At 64.7% G+C, this 25,886-nt stretch carries 33 protein-coding genes and 1 tRNA gene; 4 read left to right on the forward strand and 30 right to left on the reverse strand.

Annotated features, from left to right (window positions below):
* Positions 1–5 precede the first annotated feature (5 nt).
* Positions 6–740 carry a FadR/GntR family transcriptional regulator gene (locus tag CBM2586_RS14855; protein WP_231942392.1) on the reverse strand — a complete coding sequence of 245 codons (735 nt, stop codon included), beginning with the start codon at positions 738–740 and terminating at the stop codon, positions 6–8.
* 69 nt (positions 741–809) lie between these two features.
* On the opposite strand from CBM2586_RS14855, the gene CBM2586_RS14860 reads away from it, so the two are divergent.
* Positions 810–1,010, forward strand: a complete 201-nt coding sequence (locus CBM2586_RS14860) for a hypothetical protein (protein WP_145987409.1) — start codon at positions 810–812, stop codon at positions 1,008–1,010.
* Between the two features lie 34 nt (positions 1,011–1,044).
* On the forward strand, positions 1,045–1,365 hold the full coding sequence (locus tag CBM2586_RS14865) for a 2TM domain-containing protein (RefSeq protein WP_115688247.1): 321 nt from the start codon (positions 1,045–1,047) through the stop codon (positions 1,363–1,365).
* A 33-nt stretch (positions 1,366–1,398) separates the two neighbouring features.
* Here CBM2586_RS14865 and CBM2586_RS14870 read toward each other — a convergent pair whose 3' ends face one another.
* The 8 genes from CBM2586_RS14870 to petA all read right to left on the reverse strand — a co-directional run bounded on the left by CBM2586_RS14870 (position 1,399) and on the right by petA (position 7,639).
* Positions 1,399–2,160, reverse strand: a complete 762-nt coding sequence (locus tag CBM2586_RS14870) for a LytR/AlgR family response regulator transcription factor (protein ID WP_115688249.1) — start codon at positions 2,158–2,160, stop codon at positions 1,399–1,401.
* A 14-nt stretch (positions 2,161–2,174) separates the two neighbouring features.
* Positions 2,175–3,089: a sensor histidine kinase gene (locus CBM2586_RS14875; RefSeq protein WP_115688251.1), complete on the reverse strand. Its 915-nt coding sequence runs from the start codon at positions 3,087–3,089 to the stop codon at positions 2,175–2,177.
* A gap of 257 nt (positions 3,090–3,346) precedes the next feature.
* Positions 3,347–3,422, reverse strand: a tRNA-Thr gene (locus CBM2586_RS14880).
* Between the two features lie 51 nt (positions 3,423–3,473).
* The gene (locus tag CBM2586_RS14885) at positions 3,474–3,962 is read right to left on the reverse strand and encodes a ClpXP protease specificity-enhancing factor (RefSeq protein WP_115660986.1); all 489 of its coding nucleotides are present in this window, start codon (positions 3,960–3,962) and stop codon (positions 3,474–3,476) included.
* A gap of 57 nt (positions 3,963–4,019) precedes the next feature.
* Positions 4,020–4,631, reverse strand: a complete 612-nt coding sequence (locus CBM2586_RS14890; protein ID WP_010812311.1) for a glutathione S-transferase N-terminal domain-containing protein — start codon at positions 4,629–4,631, stop codon at positions 4,020–4,022.
* Between the two features lie 204 nt (positions 4,632–4,835).
* Complete coding sequence (locus CBM2586_RS14895; protein WP_115660985.1) at positions 4,836–5,579, reverse strand: cytochrome c1; 744 nt, start codon at positions 5,577–5,579, stop codon at positions 4,836–4,838.
* Between the two features lie 36 nt (positions 5,580–5,615).
* Positions 5,616–7,019 (reverse strand): cytochrome b, encoded by a 1,404-nt coding sequence (locus tag CBM2586_RS14900; protein ID WP_012354073.1) that lies wholly within the window; start codon positions 7,017–7,019, stop codon positions 5,616–5,618.
* A 2-nt stretch (positions 7,020–7,021) separates the two neighbouring features.
* Positions 7,022–7,639, reverse strand: a complete 618-nt coding sequence (gene petA / locus CBM2586_RS14905) for a ubiquinol-cytochrome c reductase iron-sulfur subunit (RefSeq protein ID WP_115688253.1) — start codon at positions 7,637–7,639, stop codon at positions 7,022–7,024.
* A gap of 214 nt (positions 7,640–7,853) precedes the next feature.
* Here petA and mscL point away from each other — a divergent pair, with 214 nt between their 5' ends.
* Positions 7,854–8,279, forward strand: a complete 426-nt coding sequence (gene mscL, locus CBM2586_RS14910; protein ID WP_115660984.1) for a large conductance mechanosensitive channel protein MscL — start codon at positions 7,854–7,856, stop codon at positions 8,277–8,279.
* A 56-nt stretch (positions 8,280–8,335) separates the two neighbouring features.
* Here the strand turns inward: mscL and CBM2586_RS14915 are convergent, their stop codons facing one another.
* Entirely contained in the window at positions 8,336–9,082 is a 747-nt protein-coding gene (locus CBM2586_RS14915; protein ID WP_115688255.1) for a Nif3-like dinuclear metal center hexameric protein, read from the reverse strand.
* A 20-nt stretch (positions 9,083–9,102) separates the two neighbouring features.
* Between CBM2586_RS14915 and CBM2586_RS14920 the strand changes: the two genes are divergently transcribed.
* Positions 9,103–10,296: a Do family serine endopeptidase gene (locus CBM2586_RS14920; protein ID WP_018004945.1), complete on the forward strand. Its 1,194-nt coding sequence runs from the start codon at positions 9,103–9,105 to the stop codon at positions 10,294–10,296.
* A 389-nt stretch (positions 10,297–10,685) separates the two neighbouring features.
* Here CBM2586_RS14920 and CBM2586_RS14925 read toward each other — a convergent pair whose 3' ends face one another.
* The 20 genes from CBM2586_RS14925 to CBM2586_RS15020 form a co-directional block, all read right to left on the reverse strand.
* Positions 10,686–11,780 (reverse strand): porin, encoded by a 1,095-nt coding sequence (locus CBM2586_RS14925; protein ID WP_115660982.1) that lies wholly within the window; start codon positions 11,778–11,780, stop codon positions 10,686–10,688.
* Positions 11,781–12,012: 232 nt separating this feature from the next.
* Positions 12,013–12,819 (reverse strand): twin-arginine translocase subunit TatC, encoded by an 807-nt coding sequence (tatC, locus tag CBM2586_RS14930; RefSeq protein WP_115660981.1) that lies wholly within the window; start codon positions 12,817–12,819, stop codon positions 12,013–12,015.
* A gap of 124 nt (positions 12,820–12,943) precedes the next feature.
* Entirely contained in the window at positions 12,944–13,465 is a 522-nt protein-coding gene (tatB, locus tag CBM2586_RS14935) for a Sec-independent protein translocase protein TatB (RefSeq protein WP_115660980.1), read from the reverse strand.
* A 93-nt stretch (positions 13,466–13,558) separates the two neighbouring features.
* A complete protein-coding gene (tatA, locus tag CBM2586_RS14940) occupies positions 13,559–13,789 on the reverse strand; it encodes a Sec-independent protein translocase subunit TatA (protein WP_018004941.1) in 231 nt (76 codons plus the stop codon).
* A 146-nt stretch (positions 13,790–13,935) separates the two neighbouring features.
* Complete coding sequence (locus CBM2586_RS14945) at positions 13,936–14,292, reverse strand: histidine triad nucleotide-binding protein (protein WP_115688257.1); 357 nt, start codon at positions 14,290–14,292, stop codon at positions 13,936–13,938.
* Positions 14,293–14,353: 61 nt separating this feature from the next.
* Positions 14,354–14,746, reverse strand: a complete 393-nt coding sequence (locus tag CBM2586_RS14950; protein ID WP_115688259.1) for a DUF4870 family protein — start codon at positions 14,744–14,746, stop codon at positions 14,354–14,356.
* Between the two features lie 59 nt (positions 14,747–14,805).
* The gene (locus CBM2586_RS14955) at positions 14,806–15,177 is read right to left on the reverse strand and encodes a phosphoribosyl-ATP diphosphatase (RefSeq protein ID WP_115660978.1); all 372 of its coding nucleotides are present in this window, start codon (positions 15,175–15,177) and stop codon (positions 14,806–14,808) included.
* On the reverse strand, positions 15,174–15,578 hold the full coding sequence (gene hisI / locus CBM2586_RS14960; protein ID WP_092317504.1) for a phosphoribosyl-AMP cyclohydrolase: 405 nt from the start codon (positions 15,576–15,578) through the stop codon (positions 15,174–15,176). Before hisI ends, CBM2586_RS14955 begins: the two co-directional genes overlap by 4 nt.
* Positions 15,579–15,580: 2 nt before the next feature.
* Entirely contained in the window at positions 15,581–16,351 is a 771-nt protein-coding gene (hisF, locus tag CBM2586_RS14965) for an imidazole glycerol phosphate synthase subunit HisF (protein ID WP_115660977.1), read from the reverse strand.
* A gap of 69 nt (positions 16,352–16,420) precedes the next feature.
* Complete coding sequence (hisA, locus tag CBM2586_RS14970) at positions 16,421–17,167, reverse strand: 1-(5-phosphoribosyl)-5-[(5-phosphoribosylamino)methylideneamino]imidazole-4-carboxamide isomerase (protein WP_012354087.1); 747 nt, start codon at positions 17,165–17,167, stop codon at positions 16,421–16,423.
* Positions 17,168–17,333: 166 nt separating this feature from the next.
* A complete protein-coding gene (hisH, locus tag CBM2586_RS14975) occupies positions 17,334–17,987 on the reverse strand; it encodes an imidazole glycerol phosphate synthase subunit HisH (protein ID WP_172587079.1) in 654 nt (217 codons plus the stop codon).
* The gene (locus CBM2586_RS14980; protein ID WP_115660975.1) at positions 17,984–18,607 is read right to left on the reverse strand and encodes a YchE family NAAT transporter; all 624 of its coding nucleotides are present in this window, start codon (positions 18,605–18,607) and stop codon (positions 17,984–17,986) included. The genes hisH and CBM2586_RS14980 overlap by 4 nt, the downstream gene beginning before the upstream one ends.
* An 89-nt stretch (positions 18,608–18,696) precedes the next feature.
* Positions 18,697–19,284 carry an imidazoleglycerol-phosphate dehydratase HisB gene (gene hisB, locus CBM2586_RS14985; protein WP_010812330.1) on the reverse strand — a complete coding sequence of 196 codons (588 nt, stop codon included), beginning with the start codon at positions 19,282–19,284 and terminating at the stop codon, positions 18,697–18,699.
* A 4-nt stretch (positions 19,285–19,288) separates the two neighbouring features.
* Positions 19,289–20,389 (reverse strand): histidinol-phosphate transaminase, encoded by a 1,101-nt coding sequence (gene hisC, locus CBM2586_RS14990; RefSeq protein WP_115688263.1) that lies wholly within the window; start codon positions 20,387–20,389, stop codon positions 19,289–19,291.
* 35 nt (positions 20,390–20,424) lie between these two features.
* Positions 20,425–21,762, reverse strand: a complete 1,338-nt coding sequence (gene hisD, locus CBM2586_RS14995) for a histidinol dehydrogenase (RefSeq protein ID WP_115660973.1) — start codon at positions 21,760–21,762, stop codon at positions 20,425–20,427.
* Between the two features lie 32 nt (positions 21,763–21,794).
* On the reverse strand, positions 21,795–22,469 hold the full coding sequence (hisG, locus tag CBM2586_RS15000) for an ATP phosphoribosyltransferase (protein WP_115688265.1): 675 nt from the start codon (positions 22,467–22,469) through the stop codon (positions 21,795–21,797).
* Positions 22,470–22,489: 20 nt separating this feature from the next.
* Complete coding sequence (gene murA, locus CBM2586_RS15005; protein WP_115660971.1) at positions 22,490–23,740, reverse strand: UDP-N-acetylglucosamine 1-carboxyvinyltransferase; 1,251 nt, start codon at positions 23,738–23,740, stop codon at positions 22,490–22,492.
* A 74-nt stretch (positions 23,741–23,814) separates the two neighbouring features.
* On the reverse strand, positions 23,815–24,063 hold the full coding sequence (locus tag CBM2586_RS15010) for a BolA family protein (protein ID WP_018004929.1): 249 nt from the start codon (positions 24,061–24,063) through the stop codon (positions 23,815–23,817).
* 50 nt (positions 24,064–24,113) lie between these two features.
* On the reverse strand, positions 24,114–24,935 hold the full coding sequence (locus tag CBM2586_RS15015) for an ABC transporter permease (RefSeq protein WP_115660970.1): 822 nt from the start codon (positions 24,933–24,935) through the stop codon (positions 24,114–24,116).
* Positions 24,932–25,882, reverse strand: a complete 951-nt coding sequence (locus CBM2586_RS15020) for an ABC transporter ATP-binding protein (RefSeq protein WP_115660969.1) — start codon at positions 25,880–25,882, stop codon at positions 24,932–24,934. Before CBM2586_RS15020 ends, CBM2586_RS15015 begins: the two co-directional genes overlap by 4 nt.
* Positions 25,883–25,886 lie beyond the last annotated feature (4 nt).

Here is a 25,886-nt window from a genome sequence, read left to right on the forward strand (position 1 = left end):
CAGGGTCAGTCGCCCGGGCGCATCAGCAAGCTCCCGCGGTCCACCCGGGCTTCCGCCTCCAGCGCCAGGGATTCCGCATGCGCCATGTGCTCTTGCATCAGGGCGCGTGCGCGTTCGGGATCGCGCGAGCGGAAAGCTTCGATCAGCGCGCTGTGGCTGTGGAAGATCTCTTCGTCGAACTCGCCGAAATCGTCTTGCGCGTTCCGCACCACGATGACGCGGCGGATGATGTCATTGAGCAGGCGGCAGAACAGCGCCAGCATCGGGCTGCTGCTGGCGTCGGCCAGGCGGTCGTGGAACAGCAGGTCGGCCTCGCGCCGCTGGTTCCAGTCGGCGCTGCCGCCATGCTCCGGGTGGCTCAGTCCTACCAGCGCTTCGAGCTCGGCGATGTCGGCATCGCTCAGGCGCGACGCGGCGTTGGCCGCCAGTTCCGGTTCCACGGCGCGGCGCAACGCGTACAGCGTGACAATGTCGACCGACTGGAAGTACAGGAAGTTGGAGACCGCTTCCAGGCATCGCTCATACGGCGGCTGCGTCAGCGTGGCGCCGCCGTTCGGTCCGGTACTGACCCTGACCAGGCCCTGCGCCTGCAACGAGGCCAGCGCCTCGCGCACCGTGCCGCGGGCGACGCCCATCTGTTCGATCAGGGCCGCCTCCTGCGGCAGCTTGTCTCCGACCTTCTGGTGCGTCTGCACGATCCAGCGCTTGATGTCGCTGACCACTTGATCGGAGCGTTTCACGCGCTTGCTGCCTTCTATCTGCGGCGTCGGCTTCAGGTCCATCGCTCTCTATTTATGATCATAATTATCATGATTATGGTCAACGAGCCGACTTTTCCTATGCGGGTATTCCCGGCGGCGGACGCGAACCGCCTTATCCAGGGCAAGGTGGCACTAAAACACCCTCCCGAAGCGGCCGGCATTGGCGCAGTCCGCGCGCACAATGGCGAACGAAATCCGTCGATTCGGCCCATGGGCCTGGAGCGGCGCCTGGTGCTGGCCTATACCTGACGCAAGCCAACCATTCTTCATGCCGAGGTCTCCCATGCACCATGCCTTCCCGCCCAACGATCCCAACGCCATGGCCTACTGGCGCGCGCGCCGCATGGTGCGCGCCTTGCGTGGCTGGTATATCCACCTGCTGGTCTATGCCGTGGTCAATGCGTGGCTGTGGTTCCGCTTCTTCTACTTCCCCTCCACGCCCTGGTCGCATTACGCCACCACGGGCTGGCCGTGGCCGCTGACCACCACCCTGGCCTGGGGCCTGGGACTGACCGTGCACGGATTGCTGGTCTGGATGCGACTGTCGCGCCGCGGGCGGGACTGGGAACAGCGCAAGATCCAGGAATTCATGGACCGTCACTGATTCCCCCGCCGGCGGCGCACCGCACCGACCGGCTTACATCTGCCGGAACCGATGCATGTAGGCGCGCGATACCGGCAGTTCGGCATCGCTGCCGCGCATCCTGACAAAGAGCCGTCCCGCCTTGTCGCGCCGCGTGCCGGCGACGTATTCCATGTTGACGATGGATGAGCGGTGGATCTGCCAGAACACCTCGGGATCCAGCCCGGCGATCAGTTCCGCCAGCGGCGTGCGGATCAGGTGCTCGCCGTCTCCGGTATGCACCACCACGTACTTGTCGTCGCTCTGGAAGTACATCACCTCCTGGATCGGCACGTGGCTGGTGGTGTTGCCGCGGCTGGCACGCACCCACCGCAGCTGGCCGCCCCCTTCCGTGCGCGGCTGGGCGCGTGTCAGCTGGTTCAGCAGCTGCGCCAGTTCGGGCAGCGGCGCGGCCTCCTGCAGAGCCTTGCGCAAGCGCTCGATGGTGCGGCCGAGCCGTTCCTCGCTGACCGGCTTGACCAGGTAGTCCACCGCCGCGCGCTCGAAGGCATCAAGCGCAAATTCGTCATAGGCCGTGATGAATACCAGCCGCGTATCGGTTTCCATCCCCTGCGCCACTTCCAGGCCGGAAAGGCCGGGCATCTTGATATCGAGGAAGGCAACGCTCGGCGACAACCGTGCGATGGCATCGGCGGCCTCGATGCCATTGGTCGCTTCGGCAACGATCTGCAGCTCCGGCCACAGACGCTGCAGCTTGCCGCGCAGGTACGCACGCAGATGCTCTTCATCGTCGGCAATCAGGGCGGTGGGCGTCATGGGGGGTCTCCGGTTCAGGATGGACGCGGCAGCGGGAGATCGATCAGCACCGCGGTACCGGGCGAGCGTTCTTCTATCCTGACGTGGGCATCGCCGTCATACAGCACGGCCAGCCGTTCGCGCAGGTTCGACAGCCCCACCCCCGCGCCGGCCGACGGCCGAAAGCCCATGCCGTCGTCCTCGATCGTCGCCAGCATGCGCGCGCCGCGCCGCTCCAGCCGGACCAGCAGCCGCCCGCCTTCGATCTTCGGCTCGAGACCATGCTTGATCGCATTCTCGACCACCGGCTGCAGCAGCATCGGCGCCAGCGGCATCGTTTCGAGCTCCGGGTCGACATCGACCATGTAATGCAGCCGCTCCCCCATGCGGATGCGGATCAGCGCCAGATAATCGCGCAGCAGTTTCGCTTCCTGCGCCACCGTGCCTTGCGTCGCGCGGCTGGCTGCCAGCGATGCACGCAGATAGGCAATGAAATGCTCCAGCATCATTGTGGCCTTCTGCGGCGCGGGCTCGATCAGGCTGACCACGTTGGCCAGCGTGTTGAACAGGAAGTGCGGCTCGATCTGGGCCTGCAGCAGCTTCATGCGCGCCTCGACCAGCTGCTTTTCGGTCGACAGCGTCCGCACCTGTTCCTGCGCCATGTACTCGGCAATCTTGCGCTCTTCCCAGCGCCGCCCAAGCAAACCCACCCGGCCCCAGGTCATGATGCCGTGCACCGCCAGGCCGATCCCCCAGCCCATCAACGGCCCACCCGCCCAGGGGCGATGCGGCGACCCCGTCAGATGAAAGCCGAGCAGCATAGCGTTCACCACTATGTAGACCATGGCGTGCAAGTAGAAGAAGCGCAACGCGCGCGCACGGTGGCGTGCTTCTTCATAGGCGCGTTGCTCGGGGGCGGAGCGCCAGAGGCGGGAGTTTGGGAAAGGCACGGGCGGTGGTTGGGCGGCAATTTGTGCAGGTTACCACCATGCCCGGGAGGCAGACATGCGAGTGCCGGCAATCGACAAGATGGCGGCGTGAGACGACGGAAAACAGGCGTCGATGTCCGGGGTTGCCGGCAATTAGCACCCGCGCATGGCGCAACGTCACGGCAGTGGGAGAAGCTCCGCGATACCGTAGCCAGGCTGCGCCTGCGACAACGCCAAGCAAAACGGGCTACGCAAACGCGTAGCCCGTTCTTCAATTCTGGTGCCGGCTGCAGGACTCGAACCCGCCACCTGATGATTACAAATCAACTGCTCTACCTGATGAGCTAAGCCGGCATATGGATGCAGACCGCGATTCTACTGCATTGCGGTCGGCTTTGGGATGGCTTACTTCACCACTTTCAGGGCTGGCTTCTTGCCGCCGATGCGGGGCACCGGGGGCGGCGTGTCGTCGTCGCCGGGGCCGGTGTCGCTGGTGGTTGCCGGGGTTTCGGCTTCGACCGGGGCGAGCTTGGGCGGCGGGTTGTTTTCACGCTCGGTGGCGGCCTGCGTTTCCGGCAGGCTGCGTTCGACCGGGAAGGCCATGCCCTGTCCGTTCTCGCGCGCGTAGATCGCCAGCACGTTCTCGACGGGCACGTCGATCTTGCGCGAGACACCGCCGAAGCGCGCGCTGAAGGTGATCCACTCGTTGCCCATGTCCAGGCCGCTGGTGGCGTCGAAACTGACGTTCAGCACGATCTCGTTGTTCTTGACGAACTCGCGCGGGACGTTGGTGCTGGCGTCGACGAAGACGGCGATGTACGGCGTGAAGCCGTTGTCCGTGCACCATTCGTAGATGGCGCGGATCAGGTAGGGCTTGGTGGAGGTTTCAGGCATTGTGCTTCCAATGGCGCCGCGATGGCCCGAGGGTGATTGCCGACGGGCCGGTGCCGGTTAGCGGCGCATCACCTTTTCGGACGGGGTCAGCGCTTCGATGTACGCGGGACGGCTGAAAATGCGTTCAGCATACTTCAGCAGCGGCGCGGCGTTCTTCGACAGCTCGATGCCGTAGTGGTCCAGGCGCCACAGCAGCGGCGCGATGGCGACGTCGAGCATCGAGAACTCTTCGCCCAGCATGTACTTGTTCTTGACGAAGATCGGCGCCAGCTGCGTCAGCCGGTCGCGGATCGCGGCGCGGGCGCGTTCGTGGTTCTTTTCCGCGGCCTTGCCCTTCTCGTTCTCCAGCGTGTAGACGTGGGTGAACAGTTCCTTTTCGAAGTTGAACAGGAACAGGCGGGCGCGGGCGCGCTGCACCGGATCGGCAGGCATCAGCTGCGGGTGCGGGAAGCGCTCGTCGATGTATTCGTTGATGATGTTCGACTCATACAGGATGAGGTCGCGTTCGACCAGGATGGGTACCTGGCCGTACGGATTCATCACCGAAATATCTTCGGGCTTGTTGAACAGGTCGACGTCGCGGATTTCAAAATCCATGCCCTTTTCGAACAGGACAAGGCGGCAACGTTGGGAAAACGGGCAAGTCGTACCCGAATACAACACCATCATGGTTGGATTCCTTGGGCTTAGCCGGAGCTGGGTCGGACAATAAGGTCTGCCATTCTGCCAAAGTCGACTACCGAAAAGCAAATAAGTGGCAAATGAGGCTCTTTCTTGGCCTTGCGCGTAAAAAAGCCAGGGGCGGTGCTGCCTTTTTGGCAGCGACCGCCCCTGGCCTTGTCGGATCAGGACCCGCCCAGGCCCTGTCACGATTTACTTCACATCTTTCCAGTACGCCGAGTTCAGGCGCCAGGCGAACACGGTGAACACGCCCAGGAACAGCAGTACCCAGACGCCCAGGCGCTTGCGGTGGTTCTGCGCGGGCTCGGCCATCCAGTCGAGGAAGCTGACGAGGTCGGCAGTCATCTGGTCGTACTCGACCTTGTTCAGCTTGCCCGGGCTCAGTTGCTCGAAGCCGGCAAACTTGTGCACCTTCTCGCCGTGCTCTTCCACTTCGGTGAACTTGGCGGCGCGCTGGCCCTGCAGTTCCCATAGCACGTGCGGCATGCCGACGCTTGGGAACACCAGGTTGTTCCAGCCGGTCGCGCGGCTATCGTCGCGGTAGAAGGTGCGCAGGTAGGTGTAGAGCCAGTCGTCGCCACGGGCGCGCGCGATCACCGACAGGTCCGGCGGCTGCGCGCCGAAGAAGGCCTTGGCTTCCTTCGGCTGCATGGCGATGTTCATGGTCTCGCCCACCTTGTCCGCGCTGAACAGCAGGCTCTCGCGGATCTGGTCGTCGGTCAGGCCGATGTCCTTGAGCCGGTTGTAGCGCATCATCGATGCGCCGTGGCAGTTCAGGCAGTAATTGACGAACACCTTGGCGCCGCGCTGCAGCGACGACATGTCGGCGGTGTTCACCGGTGCCGGCTCGAGGGGGAAGCCCCCCTCGGATGCCATGGCGGGCGCGCCGGCAATGCAGGCGCCGGCCAGCGCGAGAATCGAAAGCAGCTTTTTCATCTTGTGTCCTTGTGCTCTTGGCGGGGTTCGCTTCGCTCAGTGCGGGTGGAACGTGACACGCTCCGGGACCGGCTTGAACTCGCCGACACGGCTCCACAGCGGCATGGTCAGGAAGAAGGCGAAGTACAGCAACGTACCCAGTTGCGACACCTTCTCACCGACCGGCGACGGCGGTTGCACGCCGAGATAGCCGAGCACCAGGAACACCACCACGAAGACGATCAGGATGGTCTTGTGGAAGGCGGGACGATAGCGGATGGACTTGACCGGCGAGCAGTCGAGCCACGGCAGGAAGAACAGGATCACCACCGAGCCGCCCATCACCAGCACGCCCCAGAACTTGGCGTCGATGAAATAGAAGCCCACGGCCAGGATCACCGCGATGGCGATGGCACCGATCTTCACGCGCGCATCCTTGCTGCGCAGGAACACCATGCCGAGCAGCAGCGCGAAGAATACCCACAGGATCGGCAGGAAGTTCGACGTGGTGGCACGCAGCATCGAGTAGAACGGCGTGAAGTACCAGACCGGCGCGATATGCGGCGGAGTCTTCAGCGGATCGGCCGGGAAGAAGTTGTTGGCTTCCAGGAAATAACCACCCACTTCGGGGAAGAAGAAGATCACGGCCGAGAACAGGATCAGGAAGCCGCCCACGCCGAGCAGATCATGCACCGAGTAGTACGGGTGGAACGGGATGCCGTCGAGCGGAATGCCGTTCTCGTCCTTCTTGGCCTTGATCTCGACGCCGTCCGGGTTGTTCGAGCCCACTTCGTGCAGCGCGATGATGTGCGCGATCACCAGGCCCAGCAGCACCAGCGGCACGGCGATGACGTGGAACGAGAAGAATCGGTTCAGCGTCGCGTCGCTGACCACGTAGTCACCGCGGATGAACAGCGACAGGTCCTGGCCGATCACCGGAATGGCCGAGAACAGGTTCACGATCACCTGGGCGCCCCAGTACGACATCTGTCCCCACGGCAGCAGGTAGCCCATGAAGGCTTCGGCCATCAGGCACAGGAAGATCAGGCAGCCGAAGATCCAGACCAGTTCGCGCGGCTTGCGGTAAGAACCGTACAGCAGCCCGCGGAACATATGCAGGTAGACCACGACGAAGAAGGCCGACGCGCCGGTCGAATGCATGTAGCGCACCAGCCAGCCCCATGGGACTTCGCGCATGATGTATTCCACGCTGGCAAAGGCCACGGGAATGCCGGCGGCGTTCAGCGTGCCGTCCGGCTTGTAGTTCATGACCAGGAAGATGCCGGTCACGATCTGGATCACCAGCACCAGCAGCGCCAGCGAACCGAAGAAATACCAGAAGTTGAAGTTCTTCGGCGCGTAGTAGCGGGACAGGTGGTCTTCCCACAGTTGCGTCGCGGGAAAGCGGGCGTCGATCCAGCCCAGCAGGCCGGTCGTCTTGACTTGTTTTTCGGCCGCCATGATCAGGCTTCTCCTTTCTCGTCCTTGCCGATCACGATCTTGCTTTCGGACAGGAACTGGTAGGGGGGAACATCGAGATTCTGCGGAGCCGGCTTGTTCTTGAAGACGCGCCCGGCCAGATCGAAGGTCGATCCGTGGCAGGGGCAGAGGAAACCGGGATCAGTGCCGAGCTGAGGATTGGCACCGGGTGCGAAGGGGCCCGACGGGGAACAGCCGAGATGGGAACAAATACCCACTACCACCAGCACGTCCTTGTGCTCGGGACGCGAACGGGTTTCGTTCTTGCAGTACTCGGGCGTCTGCATGGTGAAAGGGATATCGGAATTGGGATCGGCCACTTCGCCGCCCGTCTTCTTCAGCGACGCCAGTTGCTCCTCCGTGCGCCGCATGATCCAGACCGGTTTGCCGCGCCACTCGACGGTCATCATCTCGCCCGGCTTCAGGGCGCCGATATCCGCCTCAACTGGGGCACCCGCGGCCTTGGCCTTCTCCGATGGTGCAAAGGTACTGACGAAAGGAACCGCTACCGCCACGCCTCCGACGCCGCCAGCGACGGATGTCGCGATCAACCAATTGCGGCGACCTTTATCCACGCTCTTCACGTCTTGCTGGTCACTCATTCCAAACCCCAGGGGAAGTCAATTTAGATTTTGCGTCAACCATAAAGTGTACCTTAGACACCTGCGCACTAGATAGGCAGAAAATGCCACGAGCTCGCGCGATTATCGGACATGCATCCCGGAAATCCGCCTGCACGCTTGATTTCCGGTGAGTGATGCGGCAGGCTTCCAGCTTGAAAGCGTTCACCCATTGCCACAAGAAGGAGAACCCCCCATGGGCATGATCTCGGAATTCAGAACCTTCGCCGTACGCGGCAACGTCATCGACCTGGCTGTCGGTGTGATCATTGGCGCGGCGTTCGGCAAGATCGTGGATTCGGTGGTCAACGACCTGATCATGCCGTTGGTGGGCCGTGTTGTGGGCAAGCTGGATTTCTCCAGCCTGTTCATTGTTCTGTCGGATCCCCCTCCCGGGACACCGCTGACGCTCGATGCCCTGAAGAAGGCCGGCGTACCGGTGTTTGCCTATGGCAATTTCCTGACCATCGTCGTCAACTTCGTCATCCTGGCCTTCATCATCTTTCTGATGGTGCGCGCCTTCAACCGGATGCGCGCCGAAGAACCGGCGCCGCCTCCCGCTGCCCCGCCCGAGGAAGTGGCGCTGCTGCGTGAAATCCGGGACAGCCTGAAGGTCCGCTGATTTCGAGTCCCGAACGATAAAACGGCCCCGCTGGGGCCGTTTTGTTTTTCGTCAGATCAGACCGGATTCGGAATATCAATAAAGGTATGGCGCAGGCCAAAGCGTTCGGCTACATGCGCGCCCAGCGACCGAATGCCATAGCGCTCGGTCGCATGATGGCCCGCCGCCAGATAGGCCACGCCGCTCTCGCGCGCCAGGTGCGTGGTCTGCTCCGAAACTTCGCCGCTCAGATAGGCGTCGACGCCGGCGGCCACTGCGGCATCGAAATACCCCTGCGCCCCGCCCGTGCACCAGCCAACGGTGCGGATCATCTGCTCCGGCGCGCCGATCGCCAGCGGTTCCCGCCCGAGCACGCCGCCGACATGCGCAGCCAGCGCGGCAAGCGGCATCGGCGCGGGCAGCGTGCCGGTCCAGCACAGCTGATCGTCGCTGAAGCGGCCGGTGGGAGTGAAACCTAGCTGCAGGCCAAGTTGCGCGTTGTTGCCGAATTCCGGGTGATTATCCAGGGGCAGGTGGTAGGCGAACAAATTGATATCGGCCCCGAGCAGGCGCTTCAGGCGCGCATGCTTCTGCCCCACCACGCGCGCATCCTCGTTTTTCCAGAAATAGCCGTGATGCACGAGGATGGCGTCGGCGCCCGCCTCGACCGCGGCATCGACCAGCGCCAGGCTTGCCGTCACCCCGGTCACCACATGTGTGATCTCCGAGCGACCTTGCACTTGCAGCCCATTGGGACAATAGTCCTTGTAGCGGGAAACTTCCAACAGGTCGTTCAAGTACAATTCAAGCTCTTTTGTTTTCATTTTCTGCTCAAAACTCCAATATGTTGCGGCGCTTTTGGCTGTTCTTTGCCCAGGCTGTCACCGTCGTGCTGGCGGTCTGGTTCGTCGTGGCAACGCTCAAGCCTGAATGGCTGCAGAGGGGGCGCGTCGCGGTCCAATCCGGCTCGCCCATCGTGGCGCTCAAGGAGGTGGTGCCCAACGTGTCCGGTCCTGCGGCCGAAGGGTCATACAGCGAGGCCGCCCAGCTGGCCATGCCGGCGGTGGTCAATATCTTTACCAGCAAGAACGGCAACAAGCGCTCGCCCAATCCGCAGGCCGAGGATCCGTGGTTCCGCTTTTTCTTCGGCGACCGCCTGCCCGAGCGGCAGGAGCCGGTCTCCAGCCTGGGGTCGGGCGTCATCGTCAGCGCCGAGGGTTACATTCTAACCAACCACCACGTGGTCGACGGCGCCGACGAGATCGAGATCGCGCTGACCGACGGCCGCAAGGCCAATGCCAAGGTGGTAGGCTCCGACCCGGAAACCGACCTGGCCGTGCTGAAGGTGACGCTCAAGGACCTGCCGGCAATCACGCTCGGCCGGCTCGAGAACGTGAAGGTGGGCGATGTGGTGCTGGCCATCGGCAACCCCTTCGGCGTGGGCCAGACCGTAACGATGGGCATCGTGTCCGCGCTCGGCCGCAGCCACCTGGGCATCAACACCTTCGAGAACTTCATCCAGACCGATGCCGCGATCAACCCCGGCAACTCGGGCGGCGCGCTGGTGGATGCGCAGGGCAACCTGCTCGGCATCAATACGGCGATCTATTCGCGCTCGGGCGGCTCGCTGGGCATCGGCTTCGCCATTCCGGTATCGACGGCCAAGCAGGTGATGGAGTCGATCATCTCGACCGGCAGCGTGACGCGCGGCTGGATCGGCGTCGAGCCGCAGGACATGACGCCGGAGATTGCCGAGTCGTTCGGGCTCGATGCCAAGGAAGGCGCGCTGATCGCCGCCGTGGTCCAGGGCGGTCCGGCCGACAAGGCGGGGGTGCGGCCCGGCGATGTGCTGACCAAGGTGGATGGCTTGTCGATCACGGACACCACGGCGCTCCTCAATGCCATTGCCCAGCTCAAGCCCGGCGTGGACATCAAGATGACGGTGATTCGCCGCGGCAAGCCGACGGACCTGACGGTCACCATCGGCAAGCGGCCCCCGCCGCCGCGCCGCTCGCTGCCGTTCGAAGAGGAAGAGTAAGCCGGGCCTTGCCCAGTACCGCAGTCAGCAAACCCGCCAGCGATGGCGGGTTTTTTTGTGCCCGCATCGATTGCGGGACTGGGAGTAGCGGCAAGACCGGTTGGCCTGCGTCCTGATTCGGCAGCGCCACAGCGTCTTGCCTCGCAATGCCAGTTGTCCAGGCAATCGCAACCCCTCCAAATGGATCCGTCAGCGCGCCATGCCTGGCGGCCACTGTCCGCGTGGCTCGAAGAGGCAAATGCCAACGGATACTGCCCTTAGCGAAAGTTGCGCGGTCTGACTGCAAGGGGGACGCAGCGCAAGGGGATTGCGCAAAAGAAAACGCCGGCATCCTTGCGGATGCCGGCGTTCTTCCAGTCAATCTTCAGCGGGCGGAGGCCCGCGTCAGATTAGAACTTGTGGCGCAGACCAACCACAGCACCGAACTGGTCCTTGCCCGACTGCACGGTGTTGAAGCCGTTCACGCCCAGCAGCGAGCCGTTGTCGTTCAGAGCGTACGACAGCGAGGTGTACACGTCGGTACGCTTCGACAGCGCGTAGTCGGCGGTCACGACGAATTGCCACGGATCGGCGTCCGACTTGCGGAAGTCTTGGTAGTACGCAGCGCCCGACAGCGAGAACGCCGGGGTCAGCTGGTAACCCAGACCCAGCCAGTACAGGTTGGAGGTACCGTTGACGGCAAGCGGGTTCTCGGCAGTGGCGATCTGGCCCGGCAGGCTTGCGCCGTCGGCAGCCTTGGCCCAACGATAGCCAGCGTAGACCTTGGCCGGGCCGAAGGCGTAGTTGGCACCAACGGTGGCGCGGCGGATACGCTGACCGCTTGCGTCGACGGGAGCAGCGACGGGGCCGACGGTCGAGCCGTGGACTTCGTCATAAGCAGCACCAACCGAGAACGGGCCAGCTGCGTAGTTCAGCATGGCGCCGTACTCTTGGCCGCGGCGGAAGGCGCCGGCGACTTCCTGGCCGTTGCTGTTGAAGCTGTAGAAGGCCGAAGCGGTCAGGCCACCGAACTTGCCGATGTACTTGACGGTGTTGTCAGCGCGCGAAGCGAAGGCGGCGTCCTGAGCCAGGATACCGTAGCGCGACGAGATGGCCATCGGATCATAGATCAGGCCGAAGTCGTAGAAGGCGGTCTGTTGACGGCCCAGCAGCAGCGAACCGTAGTTGCTTTGCAGACCGACGTAGGCTTGACGACCGAACAGACGACCACCTTGGGCCGAACGACCGTCATCCAGGTCGAAACCGCTTTCCAGGACGAACACGCCCTTCAGACCGCCACCCAGGTCTTCCACGCCACGCAGGCCCCAGCGCGAACCGGACTGGTTACCCGACGACATGCGGAACAGATCGTCGCCGGCAGCGTTGGCCTTGCTGACGTATTCGAGGCCGACGTCAGCCACGCCGTACAGGGTCACGCTCGACTGGGCATACGCGCCACCAGCGGCCAGAGCGGCGACGGCAGCAGCAAACAGTTTCATCTTCATATCGACACTTTCCTTGTCAACTGATTGGGAAATCTTGGTTGCCCAAGTGCTTGGGCGACGCATTTACATTCACGTCTGCTGCGTATTATGTGCCAGCCCCCCCGGCCCTCAGAAGGCTTTTTCGGCGTAAACCATGCTTACCGGCGGTTTTTGTTGTCGGGGAGCAACAGGAATGCCGACAAAAATCCCCAATTTGGTGCAAACAGCGCTGCGGGTTGCGAAAAAAGCTGCCTCAGTGCGATTCGTCGGGCTGCGTTTCTGCGGAAGTGGCCTGTTCGGCTACCGGGCGCCCGACAAAGCGGGCCAGGATCAGGCCAAGTTCGTAAAGGGCTACGAGTGGGACGGCGAGCAGCAGTTGCGACAGCACGTCCGGCGGCGTGACGATGGCGGCAATGATGAAGGCCCCGACGATCACATAGGGGCGGATCTGCTTGAGCTTTTCCAGTTCCACCACGCCAAACCGCACCAGCACGATCACCACCACCGGCACTTCGAAGGTAATGCCGAAGGCGAGGAAGGTGGTCATGGCGAAGCTGAGGTATTTGTCGATGTCGGTGGACATCTCCGCCCCCAGGGGCGCGTTGTAGTGCGCCATGAAATGGAACACCGTGGGAAACACCAGAAAATACGCAAAGGCCACGCCGCACAGGAACAGGAAATAACTGCTCGATACCAGCGGCAGGATCAGGCGCTTCTCATGCTGGTACAGGCCCGGGGCGACAAACTGCCAGACCTGGTAGAGCACCCATGGCAGCGCGATCAGGAACGCCACCAGCAAGGTGACCTTCATCGGCACGAAGAACGAGCCCGTCACGTCGGTGACGATCATCTTGCCGCCCTTGGGCAGCGATTCCATCAGCGGCGCGGAAAACAGATTGAAGATGACCGGCGCCCAGTAGACCAGCGAGACAAACACCAGGATGATGCCGGCCACGGCCTTGACTAGTCGCTGGCGCAACTCGACCAGGTGTGAGATGAAGGTTTCCTGCTGCGACTCGTCTTGCGGGTCTTGGGGATCGGAGGACCGGGTGTCGCTCATGGCGTGAACCGCTCAGCCGCGAGGGCTGGCAAGTGGATCGATGAAACCGCAACGTGGCGGCGTGGGAAGGCGGACACAACGACAGCGGCCACGACGGCCGGCAGGAGTTCGCCGCGCGCCATGCTTATTCGAAGAAGGAACGGGAGGGCCGGCTTGCCGGCCGGTGGCGCTTGACGCGCGCCGCGCCTGACTGCACCCAGACGCGGACATTGTGCTGGCGCTTGAACCACAGCGGACGCGCGCCCTGCTTGACGCGCCAGCTCTTGCGCCCGTTGTGCGCCTTGTGCGCCGCGTCCCAGCTGGGCACGAAACCGGCGCCGGCATCGCTGCCGCTGAGGCCGCTGGTGCCGCCGCTGGCCTCGGCGCCGCCGAGCGCTTCGTTGAGCGCCTGGGTCTGCTCGCTGACTTCCTTGTGGATAGTGCGCTCGACATCGCGCGCGGCGTCCTCGAATTCCGTGCGCATCTTGCGCAGTTCTTCCAGTTCGACCTCGCGGCTGACTTCGGCCTTGACGTCGTTGATGTAGCGCTGCGCACGGCCGACCAGTGCGCCCACCGTGCGCGCGACCTTGGGCAGCCGTTCGGGACCGATCACGATCAGTGCCACGGCGCCGATCAGCGCCAGCTTGGAAATGCCGAGATCAATCATGCGGACACATCATGCGGACAAAATGCGGAATAGCGCGGGCGCGCAACGACACGCGCAGCGAGGATTGCGTGGAAGGGAAGGCACACCGCCGGCTTATTGCTGGCGGGATTTTTCCTTGGCGTCGACGTCGATGGTGGTGGAATCGCGCAGTTCCTTGGACGCACCCGGCTGGGCGCCCTTGTCTTCGCCGTCCTTCATGCCGTCCTTGAAGCCCTTGACCGCGCCGCCCAGGTCCTGGCCGATATTGCGCAGCTTCTTGGTGCCGAACACCAGCATGACGATCACCAGCACGATCAGCCAGTGCCAAATGCTAAACGAACCCATCTCTTGCTCCTGATGCAGCCGCGGGCGCAATCATTGATGCCCGGACCCGTTGTTCCGTCCCGTGATGGCCGCGCCGGGCGACGGTTGCCGGCACAGCTTCTGCCCGGGCGTTGCCGCCGCGGACACTCCCTGCCAAGGCCGCCCGGTCAGGGCAGCGGTCCCTTCCAGGCGTGGCGCGGACCACCGAGCACATGCAGGTGCAGGTGGTAGACCTCCTGTCCGCCGTCCGGACCGGTGTTGATCACCGTCCGGAAGCCGTTGGAACAGCCGGCCGCGCGCGCCAGTTCAGGCACCTTCAGCATCATTCTAGCAAGCAGCTCTCCTTCGCCGGCGCCGCAATCGGCCAGCGAGTCGACATGTGCCTTGGGAATGACCAGCAAGTGTACCGGGGCCTTAGGATGGATATCGTGGAAAGCCAGCATGTCGTCGTCTTCATAGACTTTGTTCGACGGCAGCTGGCCGGCCACGATCTTGCAGAAGATGCAATTATCCTGAGCGTTCATGAAAATTTCATTGCGACGGCCGCGGCCGCGGTGACCGCCTGAGGCATCGGCCGGCCCGACATCAGAATTGCTGGTCCGGGTACATCGGCTTGCTGTCGTTCAGATACAGCCAGCCCTTGACGATACGATACAGCATCCACAGCGACAGCACGCCCCACACGGCAAAGGCCAGCGGCATCAGTACGACTGTCGCGAACAGCACCCCGCCCAGCACGCCCCAGGCCACCGACCACCAGAACGAGCGGATCTGCCAGGCGAAGTGCGAGGCATACAGCGATCCGCGGGCGTCGTCGCGCTTGACATAGTCAATCACGATGGCGATCAGCGCGGTGATGCCGCCGGTGAGCCAGAAGATCGCATACAGCGCGTAAAGGATGTGCAGCAGCTTGCGCAGGCCGCCCAGCTGTTCGCCGCTGGGAGTGGTGACCTGCCCGGTGTAGTCGTTCGCCATCATCGCCCTCGGTTGGAAGCCTGCCTTGCGGCAAGCGGGAAACCGGCCGGCACCCGCGCCGGCTAGTCCTTGCGCCGGGCCTTTTCTTCCAGGCCGGACAGCCCCTCGCGCCGCGCCAGCTCGTTGACCACGTCAGCCGGCGTCAGGCCGAAGTTTGCCAGCAGCACCATGCTATGGAACCACAGGTCGGCCACTTCGTAGACTACCTTGCCGGCCGCGGGGCCGCTTTCGCCGGCGGCGCGCGCGTCCTTGGCGGCCATCACGGTCTCGGTGGCTTCCTCGCCGATCTTCTTCAGGATGGCGTCGTCGCCCTTGCTGAACAGGCGCGCCACGTAAGACTTGTCCGGGTCGCCGCCGTTGGCGGGCTTGCGCGATTCCAGCACCTCGGCCAGGCGCGCCAGGACATCGTTGCTGCTGAGTGCGTTGTCGCTCATGGCTTGGTGTAGATCTGGGCAGGGTCCTTCAGCACCGGCTCGACCGTCTGCCAGTCGCCGGCGTCCGCATCGCCCTCGAATTTCTGGAAGAAGCAGGAATGGCGCCCGGTATGGCAGGCGATGCTGTCGATTTGCGTCACCTTCAGCAGCACCACGTCTTCATCGCAATCCAGACGGATCTCGTGCACCTTCTGCACGTGGCCCGATTCCTCGCCCTTGTGCCACAGGCGCTTGCGCGAGCGCGACCAGAACACGGCCTCGCCCAGCTCCACGGTGCGCAGCAGCGCCTCGCGGTTCATGAACGCGAACATCAGCACGTCGTTCGAGCCGACTTCCTGCACGATCACCGGCACCAGGCCGTTGTCGTCCCATTTCACTTTGTTGAGCCACTTCTTCGGCATGATCAGATCCGCACGGGTATGCCCTCGCGGGCCATGAATGCCTTGGCTTCGCCCACGGTGTGCTGGCCGTAGTGGAAGATGCTGGCGGCCAGCACCGCGTCGGCGCGGCCCCGGGTGATGCCGTCGGCCAGGTCCTGCAGGCCGCCGACGCCGCCCGAGGCGATCACCGGCACCGGTACCGCGTCGCTGACCGCGCGGGTCAGCTCCAGGTCGAAGCCGCTGCGGGTGCCATCGCGGTCCATGCTGGTCAGCAAGATCTCGCCGGCGCCACGCGTGGCCATCTCGCGTGCCCATTGCACCGCATCCAGCCCGGTCGCCTTGCGCCCGCCGTGGGTGAAGACCTCCCAGCGCGGCGCTTCGCCGGGGGCGGAGCTGCGCTTGGCGTCGATCGCCACCACGATGCACTGCGAGCCATAGCGTGCGGCGGCGTCCGACACCAGCTGCGGGTTGGCGATCGCCGACGAATTGACGCTGATCTTGTCTGCGCCGGCATTGAGCAGGCGCCGCACGTCTTCGACGGTACGCACGCCGCCGCCGACCGTCAGCGGGATGAACACCTGCGAGGCGACGTCCTCGATGATATGCAGCATCAGGTCACGCCCGTCGCTGGTCGCGGTGATGTCGAGGAATGTGATTTCGTCGGCGCCCTGCTCGTCATAGCGGCGCGCGATTTCCACGGGATCGCCCGCGTCGCGCAGCTCGACAAAGTTGACGCCCTTGACCACCCGCCCGTTGGTCACGTCCAGGCAGGGGATGATACGTTTGGCTAGCATGAGATTCCTTGTCCGCCACCGCTGCCGTGCCGGCAGCGGCCGGGCGGCCGCGCCCACGGCGCCGTTGCCTTATTGCCCGTCGCGCAGCTTGTCAGCGCGCGCCTGCGCGTCGGCAAAGTTGAGGTCGCCGGAGTAGATAGCGCGGCCGCAGATGACCCCTTCCACGCCCTCGCCCTCCACCGCGCACAGGTTGTCGATATCGGCCAGGTTGGACAGCCCGCCGCTCGCGATCACCGGGATCGACATCGATTGCGCCAGCTTGACGGTGGCATCGATATTGATTCCCTGCAGCATGCCGTCGCGGCCGATGTCGGTGTAGATGATGGCCTCGACGCCGTAGTCTTCGTACTTGCGCGCCAGGTCCGCCACCTCGTGGCCGGTCAGCTTGCTCCAGCCGTCGGTGGCCACCTTGCCGTCCTTGGCATCGAGTCCGACGATGATATGGCCGCCGAAGGCCGAGCAAGCGTCCTTCAGGAACCCGGGGTTCTTCACCGCCGCGGTGCCGATGATGACGTACGAGAGCCCGTCGTCGAGCCAGCGCTCGATGGTGTTCAGGTCGCGGATGCCGCCGCCCAGTTGCACCGGGATCTCGTCGCCGACCTCGGCGATGATGGACTTGATGGCCGCCTCGTTGCGGGGCTTGCCCACGAACGCGCCGTTCAGGTCCACCAGGTGCAGGCGGCGGGCGCCCTGCTCCACCCAGTGGCGTGCCATGGCGGCGGGATCTTCGGAAAAGACGGTGGCCTGGTCCATGTCGCCTTGTTTGAGGCGTACACACTGACCGTCCTTCAGGTCGATGGCCGGAATGAGCAACATATGCGTGACGAGGGTGGTTGAGTGAGTGAGATTGAGCGAGACCGGCACGTGCCGGTCAGGTCGGGTCGATAGTCAATCGGAAACAGGTCAGGTGCCGGGTCGGTCAGCGGTCGAGGATCGGGTCAACAAGCGAAAACAAGCGAATCGCGAATCGGCAAGCTGCGCTTCAGGGATTCCAGTGGACGAAGTTCCGGTACAGCTGCAGGCCCAGGGCCGCGCTTTTCTCGGGGTGGAACTGCGTGGCGAAAATATTATCGCGCGCTACCGCGCTGGTAAACACGACTCCGTATTCCGTTTCGCCGGCAATATGGGCCGGATCCTGCGCCTGCACATAGTAGCTGTGGACGAAATAGAACCAGCTGTCATCCGGGATACCGTTCCACAGCGGGTGCGGCCTGGCCTGGCGCACCCGGTTCCAGCCCATCTGCGGCACCTTGAAACGCGAGCCGTCGGGCTGCGTCATGCCATCCAGCGCAAACCGCACCACCTGGCCGGGCATCAGGGCCAGCGCCGGAGTGCGATCCATGCCGGCCCGGCTTTCCGTGCTGAATTCGAACAGCATCTGCTCGCCCACGCACACGCCCAGCATCGGCTTGCTCGCGGCGGCCTCGACCACCGCTTGCTCCAGCCCGGACGCGCCCAGCGCCGACATGCAGTCGGGCATTGCGCCCTGCCCGGGCAGCACCACGCGGTCCGCCGCGCGAATGCCTTCGGGCGCATCCACCACCCGGACATCGGCTTCCGGTGCCGCGGCGCGCAGCGCCTGCGCCACCGAGCGCAGGTTGCCCATGCCGTAATCCACAATTGCTATGGTAGTCATGATTTCAAAACAGGCAACAATGTCTTCAGCCCGTCCACGATGAATTCCACGGCCAGCGCCGACAGGATCAAGCCCATCAGGCGCGTGCCGATATTGATGCCGGTACGCCCGATCACCCGGGCGATCGGGTCCGCCGCGCGGAACACCAGGTACACCACCGAACCCAGCAGCACGCCGATGCCGACCAGGATCAGCAGCTGGTACCAGTGCTGGGTCTTGCCGGCATAGACGATTACCGTGCTGATCGAGCCGGGCCCGGTCAGCAGCGGCAATGCCAGCGGCACCACCGCGATGCTCGAGCGCGCTTCGGCCTCATCCTCTTCCTCGGGCGTGGCCTTGGTGCGGCTGGTTTGCGCATTCAGCATGTTCATGGCCATCATGATCATGATGAGTCCGCCGCCCACCTGCAGCGAGGCCACCGAGATATTGAAGAACTCGATGATCTGCTGCCCCAGCAACGCCGACACCGCAACCACGATCGCGACCGAGATCGATGCGATCTTGATGGTATGCCGCTTTTCCGCTTCAGTCTGCTGCGTGGTCAGGCTGATGAAGAACGGGATCGCCCCGATCGGGTTGATCAACGCCAGCAGCGAGATAAACGACTTGAGCGTATCCATCGGTTGCGGTTGCCAGCATCGCTGGCCGTATTGGCTAGAGAGGTGGGCGGGCGCCGCAACCAGCCGGCACGCCTACGGGTTCAGGGTGTTCAGAGCGTACCCTTGGTCGACGGGATCGTATTCGCCGCGCGCGGATCCAGTTCCACCGCCATGCGCAGCGCCCGGCCAAAAGCCTTGAACACGGTCTCGCACTGGTGATGGGCGTTGATGCCGCGCAGGTTGTCGATATGCAGCGTGACGCCGGCATGGTTGACGAAGCCGCGGAAGAACTCGATGGTCAGGTCCACGTCGAAACTGCCCACGCGCGCACGCGTGAACGGAACATGGAACTCCAGGCCGGGGCGGCCGGAGAAGTCGATCACCACGCGCGACAGGCATTCGTCCAGCGGCACGTAGCTGTGGCCGTAGCGGGTGATGCCCTTCTTGTCGCCGATGGCCCTGGCTACCGCCTGGCCGAGCGTGATGCCCACGTCTTCCACCGTATGGTGGTCATCGATATGCGTGTCGCCGGTGGCTTCGACCTCCAGGTCGAACATGCCATGCCGGGCGATCTGGTCGAGCATGTGGTCGAGGAACGGCACGCCCGACGCCAGCTTCTGGCGGCCGCTGCCATCGAGATTGAGGGAAACGCGGATTTGCGTTTCCGAAGTATTGCGGGTGACCTCTGCAACACGCATGGTGTTAATCCTGCAGCGACGCTGCGAATGCCTCAAGGAACTGCGCGTTTTCTTCGGGCGTGCTGACCGTGACGCGCAGACAATTGGCCAGCAACGGGTGCATTTTACTCACGTTCTTGATCAATACCTTCCGCGCCAGCAGGCGCTCGAAGGTCTGTGCGGCATCCGGCACGCGCGCCAGCAGGAAATTGGCGGCGCTCGGGAACACGGTGACCCCGGGCTGCGCCGCCATGCCGTCGGCTACGCGCGTGCGCTCGGCACGCAGTTGCGCGGCCTGTTCGTCCAGCACCGCCACATGCTCGAGCGCGAACAGCGCCGCGGCCTCGGTCAGCACGTTGACGTTATAGGGCGGGCGCACCTTGTCCAGCTGCGCCAGCCATTCCGGCGCGCCGGCCAGGTAGCCCAGGCGGATGCCGGCCAGGCCGAGCTTCGATACGGTGCGCATCACCAGCAGGTTGCCGAAGTCCGTCAGGCGCGGCATCCAGCTGTGCTGGGCGAACGGCTGGTAGGCCTCGTCGACCACCACCAGGCTGTTGCAGACCTCGCCTTGCGCAGCGCGGATGATGGCCTCCATGTCGGCGGCGTCGAACAGGTTGCCGGTGGGGTTGTTCGGATAGGCCAGGTAAATGATGGCGGGCTGCTGCGCGGCCATCGCCGCCAGCATGGCGGCACGGTCCAGCGTGAAATCGTCGCGCAGCGGCACGCCGACGAACTGCAGGCCGGCAAACTGCGCCGACATCGCGTACATGACAAAGCCGGGCACCGGTGCCATCACCTTCGCGCCCGGTTTGGCCGCGGCCAGCGCCAGCATGCTGATGAGTTCGTCCGAGCCGTTGCCGAGCAGCACCTCCATGCCGGCCGGCACCTGCATCACGCGCTTGAGCGCGGCGCGCAGCGCTTCGCTGCTCGGCACCGGGTAGCGGTTCAGCGCCACCTCGCCCAGCCGCTCGGCCAGTTGCTGGCGCAACCGGGGCGGCAGGCGGTACGGGTTCTCCATTGCGTCGAGCTTGACCAGACCGTGCGAATCCGGCACGTGGTAGGCGCCCATGGCGCGCACGTCGTCACGGATGATGCGTTCGATCAGGGAGGGCTCTACGGCTGACATGGGAACTCCTGGTTTGACTGCGTTGGTTCAGTAAATCAACTGCGCTTGAAACGGTATTCCGCGCTGCGGGCGTGGGCCTGCAGGCCTTCGCCATAGGCCAGTTCGGCGGCGATCTGGCCCAGCATCTGAGCCCCCCCTTCGCTCACCTCGATCAGGCTCGAGCGTTTCTGGAAGTCATAGACGCCCAGCGGCGACGAGAAGCGCGCGGTGCGCGAGGTCGGCAGCACGTGGTTGGGTCCGGCGCAGTAGTCGCCCAGCGACTCGCTCGTATAGCGGCCCATGAAGATGGCGCCGGCGTGGCGGATCTTCTCGCTCCACTGGCGCGGGTTCTCGGCCGAGATCTCCAGGTGTTCCGGCGCGATCGCGTTGGCGATCTCGCAGGCTTCTTCCATGTCGCGCACCTTGATCAGCGCCCCACGGCCGGACATCGACGCGGCAATCACCTCGCGCCGCGGCATGGTGCCGAGCTGGCGCTGGATGCTGGCTTCCACGCGCGCGATGTAGTCCGAATCCGGGCACAGCAGGATCGACTGCGCCAGTTCATCATGCTCGGCCTGCGAGAACAGGTCCATCGCCACCCAGTCGGGATCGGTGGCGCCATCGCAGATCACCAGGATCTCGGACGGGCCGGCGATCATGTCGATGCCGACGGTGCCGAACACGCGGCGCTTGGCCGCGGCGACATAGGCATTGCCGGGGCCGACGATCTTGTCGACCTGCGGCAGCGTCGCGGTGCCGTAGGCGAGCGCGCCGACCGCCTGGGCGCCGCCGATGGTGAACACGCGGTCGACGCCGGCGATCTGCGCCGCGGCCAGCACCAGTTCATTGCGTACGCCGCCGGGCGTGGGCACGACCATGATGATTTCCTTCACGCCCGCCACGCGCGCGGGGATCGCATTCATCAGCACCGACGACGGGTAGGCGGCCTTGCCGCCCGGCACGTAGATGCCGACGCGGTCCAGCGGCGTCACCTTCTGGCCCAGCATGGTGCCGTCGGCCTCGGTGTATTCCCAGCTGTGGCTGCCGCATTCGATCTTCTGCTTCTCGTGGTAGGCGCGCACGCGCGCTGCGGCCGCCTCCAGCGCGGCGCGGCGCTTGGGCTCGAGGTCTTCGAGCGCGGCTTCGAGCTGCTGCTGCGAGACCTCGAGCGCGCCCATCGACGCTGCTTCGACGCGGTCGAAGCGGCGCGTGTATTCCAGCACCGCGGCATCGCCGCGCGCCTTCACGTCGGCCAGGATCTGCGCGGCGGCGCGATCGATGGCCTCGTCCTCGCCAGCCTCGAAGGCCAGCACCTGGCGCAGCGCCTCGGCAAAGCCCGGCTCGCTGGAATCGAGCCGGCGGATCGGCAGGCTTTCCATTTCGGTTGGGTTCATGACTTCTGTTCCTGTCAGGCGGCGACCCGGCCTCAGGCCAGCGCCGCCGAAGCGCGCTCGAAGGCGTCGAGGATCGGTGCCAGCCGCTCGCGCTTGAGTTTGAGCGCGGCCTGGTTCACCACCAGCCGCGACGAGATCTGCACGATCTCTTCCACTTCCACCAGATTGTTGGCGCGCAGCGTGCTGCCGGTGCTGACCAGGTCGACGATGGCATCGGACAGGCCCACCAGCGGGCCCAGCTCCATCGAACCGTACAGCTTGATCAGGTCGACGTGAACGCCCTTTTTCGCAAAATGCTCGCGCGCGGTCTGCACGTACTTGGTCGCCACGGCCAGGCGCGCGCCCTGGCGCACGGCCTTGGCGTAGTCAAAGCCGGCCGGCACCGCCACCGACAGGCGGCAGCGCGCGATGTTGAGGTCGATCGGCGCATACAGGCCGGCCATGCCGCTTTCCATCAGCACGTCCTTGCCGGCCACGCCGAAGTCGGCCGCGCCGTACTGCACGTAGGTCGGCACGTCCGAGGCGCGCACGATCACCACGCGCACCGCCGGATCGGAAGTCGGCAGGATCAGCCTGCGCGAGGCCTCGGGATCCTCGGTGACGCGGATGCCGGCCGCTTCCAGCAGCGGCAGCGTCTCGGTGAAGATGCGGCCCTTGGACAGCGCCAGCGTCAGCTGGTTGGGCGATGCGTTGAAAGCGGGGCTCATCGTGCTTCAGTCCTTGGTGCTCAGGCAATGCGGCGGATCTTCGCGCCCACTGCCGACAGCTTGTCTTCCATGCGGTCGTAGCCGCGGTCCAGGTGGTAGATGCGGTCGATCACGGTTTCGCCCTCGGCCACCAGGCCGGCGATCACCAGGCTGGCCGAGGCGCGCAGGTCGGTCGCCATCACGTTGGCGCCCGACAGGCGCGGCACGCCGTTGACCACCGCGGTGTTGCCTTCGACGGTGATGTCGGCGCCCAGGCGGTTCAGTTCCTGCACGTGCATGAAGCGGTTTTCGAAGATGGTCTCGGTCACGCGCGCGGTGCCTTCGGCGACCGCATTCAGGGCCATGAACTGGGCCTGCATGTCGGTCGGGAAGGCCGGGTATTCGGAGGTGCGGAAGCTCACCGCGCGGGCGCGGTGCGGCATCGCCAGGCGGATCCAGTCGGCGCCGGTCTCGAGGCGCGCGCCGGCTTCGCGCAGCTTGTCGAGCACGGTGTCGAGGATCTCGGGCTGCACGCCGCGCAGCACCAGGTCGCCCAGCGTCGCGGCGGCCGCGCACAGGAAGGTGCCGGCCTCGATCCGGTCGGCGATGACGCTGTGGCTGGCGCCGTGCAGGCGCTCGACGCCGTGCACCACCAGGCGGTCGGTGCCGATGCCGTCGATCTTCGCGCCCATCTTGACCAGCAGCTGGGCCAGGTCGGTCACCTCGGGCTCGCGCGCGGCGTTTTCCAGCACGGTCTCGCCTTCGGCGAGGGTCGCCGCCATCAGCAGGTTCTCGGTGCCGGTCACGGTGATCATGTCGGTGACCACGCGCGCGCCCTTCAGGCGCTTGGCGCGGGCATGGATAAAGCCATGCTCGATGGTGATCTCGGCGCCCATCGCCTGCAGGCCCTTGATGTGCTGGTCGACCGGGCGCGCGCCGATGCCGCAGCCGCCCGGCAGCGACACGCGGGCCTCGCCGAAGCGCGCCACCAGCGGTCCCAGCACCAGGATCGAGGCGCGCATGGTCTTGACCAGCTCGTACGGGGCCTCGAGCACGTTGACGTCGGCGCCGTTCAGGGTCACGCGCGCGCCGTCGAACTCGGCCTGCATCCCCATCTGGCGCAGCAGCTTGAGGGTGGTGCGCACGTCCTGCAGGTTCGGCACGTTGTCCAGCGCGACGGTATCGGCCGTCAGCAGGCCCGCGCACAGGATCGGCAGGGCGGCATTCTTGGCGCCCGAGACGCGGATTTCACCCTTGAGCGGGCCGTTGCCGTGAATCTGGAATTTGTCCATGTTCTATGGTTTGTTCCGGGCATGCGCCCGGCATCATTGTTCTGCGGCCGCGCCGGCGCGCGGCGCATGGTGCGTTACTTGCCTGCGTCCGCCTGCCACTCCGCAGGGGTCAGGGTCTTCATCGACAGCGCATGGATCTCGGCGCGCATGCGGTCGCCAAGCGCCGCGTAGACACGCTGGTGGCGCTGGATCAGCCGCTTGCCTTCGAATTCGTTGCTGACGATGGTGGCAAAGAAATGCTGGCCATCGCCCTCGACTTGCAGATGTTCGCAGGGCAGTCCTTGGGCAATGTAGTCCCTGACTTGTTCCGGTGTAGGCAGCATGGGGTTCTCTTCAGCGTGATTCAGCTTGATTCAACAGGGCCGGCCGCCGCTCAGTGGCGCAGCTTGTATCCGGACTTCAACAGGCGCAGCGCGAGCGCGGCCAGCACCACGAATGCCGATCCGACCACCGCCAGGCTGAACAGCGGCGACACGTCCGAGACGCCGAAGAAGCCATAGCGGAAGCCGTCGATCATGTAGAAGAACGGATTGGCATGGGACACCGCCTGCCAGAAGGCCGGCAGCGAATGGATCGAATAGAACACGCCGGACAGGAAGGTCGCCGGCATGATCAGGAAATTCTGGAACGCGGCCAGCTGGTCGAACTTCTCGGCCCAGATGCCGGCGATCAGGCCGAGCGTGCCCAGGATGCCCGCCCCCAGCAGCGCAAACACCAGGATCCAGCCGACGTTGGCGAAATGCAGGTTGGCGAACCACGCCGTCACCAGCAGCACGCCCAGGCCGACCGTCAGGCCGCGGATCACCGACGCCACCACGTAGGCGCCGAACATCTCCCAGTGCGACAGCGGCGGCAGCAGCACGAACACCAGGTTGCCGGTGATCTTCGACTGGATCAGCGACGAGGAACTGTTGGCAAACGCATTCTGCAGCACGCTCATCATCACCAGGCCAGGCACCAGGAAGGCGGTGTAGCTGATCTGGTCATAGACCTTGACCCGGTCTTCCAGCACATGGCCGAAGATCAGCAGGTACAGCACCGCGGTCAGCACCGGCGCGGCCACGGTCTGGAAGCTCACCTTCCAGAAGCGCAGCACTTCCTTGTACAGCAGCGTGCGGAAGCCCACCAGGCCACCCACGGCCATCGGGCCGAGGCGGGTGTCTTCCAGGATTTCGATCTCGCCAGGCTGCTTCATGCCGCGGCCTCCAGCGCCGGATCGGGCAGCGCGCCGGGCATATGCCCCTCGCGGCGCATGATCTGCACGAATACGTCTTCGAGGTCGGCCTTGTTGATTTCCATGTCTTCGATATCACAGCCCGCTTCGCGGCAGGCGGCCAGGATCGGTTCCACCGCCTGGTAGCCCGACAGCCGCAGCCGCACCGCGCGCTCGCCGGGGTTGGCCGGCATGCGCAGCGGCTCCAGCGCCGCCGGCAGGGCGCCGCGCGCGAAGGTCAGCACCAGCTGCAACCCGGCAAACTGCGTCAGCAGGTTGCTGGTGCGGTCCAGCGCCACCACTTCGCCGAACTTGAGCATGGCGATGCGGTCGCACAGGGCCTCGGCCTCTTCGAGGTAATGCGTGGTCAGGATGATGGTGTGCCCTTCGCGGTTCAGGCGCGAGATGAACTTCCACAGCGTTTGCCGCAACTCGACATCGACGCCGGCGGTGGGCTCGTCGAGCACGATCACCGGCGGGCGGTGCACCAGCGCCTGAGCTACCAGGACGCGCCGCTTCATGCCGCCGGACAGCTGGCGCATATTGGCATCGGCTTTCCCGGTCAGGTCCAGGTTGGCCATGATTTCGTCGATCCAGTCGTCGTTGCGGGTCAGGCCGAAATAGCCGGACTGCAGCCGCAGCGTCTCGCGCACCGTGAAGAACGGATCGAACACCAGCTCCTGCGGCACCACGCCCAGCATACGCCGCGCCATGCGGTAATCGGCGACGACATCGTGCCCCAGCACACTGACGCGGCCGGAATCGGCGCGATTCAGGCCGGCGAGGATCGAGATCAGCGTAGTCTTGCCGGCGCCGTTAGGCCCGAGCAGGCCGAAGAATTCGCCGCGTTCGACGGTGAAGCTGACGCCCTTGAGCGCCTGCAGGTTGCGGTAGCGCTTGCGAACGTCGTGGATTTCAATGGCTTTCATGGCC

The sequence above is a fragment of the Cupriavidus taiwanensis genome, from assembly GCF_900250115.1.
Lineage (GTDB): Bacteria > Pseudomonadota > Gammaproteobacteria > Burkholderiales > Burkholderiaceae > Cupriavidus > Cupriavidus taiwanensis_B.

Bases quoted from the DNA above. Each gene is read 5' to 3' on its own strand.
- CBM2586_RS14860 (WP_145987409.1), top strand. From the start codon at position 810: ATGATTATGGTCAACGAGCCGACTTTTCCTATGCGGGTATTCCCGGCG.
- CBM2586_RS14865 (WP_115688247.1), top strand. From the start codon at position 1,045: ATGCACCATGCCTTCCCGCCCAACGATCCCAACGCCATGGCCTACTGG.
- CBM2586_RS14870 (WP_115688249.1), bottom strand. From the start codon at position 2,160: ATGACGCCCACCGCCCTGATTGCCGACGATGAAGAGCATCTGCGTGCG.
- CBM2586_RS14885 (WP_115660986.1), bottom strand. From the start codon at position 3,962: ATGCCTGAAACCTCCACCAAGCCCTACCTGATCCGCGCCATCTACGAA.
- CBM2586_RS14890 (WP_010812311.1), bottom strand. From the start codon at position 4,631: ATGATGGTGTTGTATTCGGGTACGACTTGCCCGTTTTCCCAACGTTGC.
- CBM2586_RS14895 (WP_115660985.1), bottom strand. From the start codon at position 5,579: ATGAAAAAGCTGCTTTCGATTCTCGCGCTGGCCGGCGCCTGCATTGCC.
- CBM2586_RS14900 (WP_012354073.1), bottom strand. From the start codon at position 7,019: ATGGCGGCCGAAAAACAAGTCAAGACGACCGGCCTGCTGGGCTGGATC.
- petA (WP_115688253.1), bottom strand. From the start codon at position 7,639: ATGAGTGACCAGCAAGACGTGAAGAGCGTGGATAAAGGTCGCCGCAAT.
- mscL (WP_115660984.1), top strand. From the start codon at position 7,854: ATGGGCATGATCTCGGAATTCAGAACCTTCGCCGTACGCGGCAACGTC.
- CBM2586_RS14915 (WP_115688255.1), bottom strand. From the start codon at position 9,082: ATGAAAACAAAAGAGCTTGAATTGTACTTGAACGACCTGTTGGAAGTT.
- CBM2586_RS14920 (WP_018004945.1), top strand. From the start codon at position 9,103: ATGTTGCGGCGCTTTTGGCTGTTCTTTGCCCAGGCTGTCACCGTCGTG.
- CBM2586_RS14925 (WP_115660982.1), bottom strand. From the start codon at position 11,780: ATGAAGATGAAACTGTTTGCTGCTGCCGTCGCCGCTCTGGCCGCTGGT.
- tatC (WP_115660981.1), bottom strand. From the start codon at position 12,819: ATGAGCGACACCCGGTCCTCCGATCCCCAAGACCCGCAAGACGAGTCG.
- tatB (WP_115660980.1), bottom strand. From the start codon at position 13,465: ATGATTGATCTCGGCATTTCCAAGCTGGCGCTGATCGGCGCCGTGGCA.
- tatA (WP_018004941.1), bottom strand. From the start codon at position 13,789: ATGGGTTCGTTTAGCATTTGGCACTGGCTGATCGTGCTGGTGATCGTC.
- CBM2586_RS14945 (WP_115688257.1), bottom strand. From the start codon at position 14,292: ATGAACGCTCAGGATAATTGCATCTTCTGCAAGATCGTGGCCGGCCAG.
- CBM2586_RS14950 (WP_115688259.1), bottom strand. From the start codon at position 14,746: ATGATGGCGAACGACTACACCGGGCAGGTCACCACTCCCAGCGGCGAA.
- CBM2586_RS14955 (WP_115660978.1), bottom strand. From the start codon at position 15,177: ATGAGCGACAACGCACTCAGCAGCAACGATGTCCTGGCGCGCCTGGCC.
- hisI (WP_092317504.1), bottom strand. From the start codon at position 15,578: ATGCCGAAGAAGTGGCTCAACAAAGTGAAATGGGACGACAACGGCCTG.
- hisF (WP_115660977.1), bottom strand. From the start codon at position 16,351: ATGCTAGCCAAACGTATCATCCCCTGCCTGGACGTGACCAACGGGCGG.
- hisA (WP_012354087.1), bottom strand. From the start codon at position 17,167: ATGTTGCTCATTCCGGCCATCGACCTGAAGGACGGTCAGTGTGTACGC.
- hisH (WP_172587079.1), bottom strand. From the start codon at position 17,987: ATGACTACCATAGCAATTGTGGATTACGGCATGGGCAACCTGCGCTCG.
- CBM2586_RS14980 (WP_115660975.1), bottom strand. From the start codon at position 18,607: ATGGATACGCTCAAGTCGTTTATCTCGCTGCTGGCGTTGATCAACCCG.
- hisB (WP_010812330.1), bottom strand. From the start codon at position 19,284: ATGCGTGTTGCAGAGGTCACCCGCAATACTTCGGAAACGCAAATCCGC.
- hisC (WP_115688263.1), bottom strand. From the start codon at position 20,389: ATGTCAGCCGTAGAGCCCTCCCTGATCGAACGCATCATCCGTGACGAC.
- hisD (WP_115660973.1), bottom strand. From the start codon at position 21,762: ATGAACCCAACCGAAATGGAAAGCCTGCCGATCCGCCGGCTCGATTCC.
- hisG (WP_115688265.1), bottom strand. From the start codon at position 22,469: ATGAGCCCCGCTTTCAACGCATCGCCCAACCAGCTGACGCTGGCGCTG.
- murA (WP_115660971.1), bottom strand. From the start codon at position 23,740: ATGGACAAATTCCAGATTCACGGCAACGGCCCGCTCAAGGGTGAAATC.
- CBM2586_RS15010 (WP_018004929.1), bottom strand. From the start codon at position 24,063: ATGCTGCCTACACCGGAACAAGTCAGGGACTACATTGCCCAAGGACTG.
- CBM2586_RS15015 (WP_115660970.1), bottom strand. From the start codon at position 24,935: ATGAAGCAGCCTGGCGAGATCGAAATCCTGGAAGACACCCGCCTCGGC.
- CBM2586_RS15020 (WP_115660969.1), bottom strand. From the start codon at position 25,882: ATGAAAGCCATTGAAATCCACGACGTTCGCAAGCGCTACCGCAACCTG.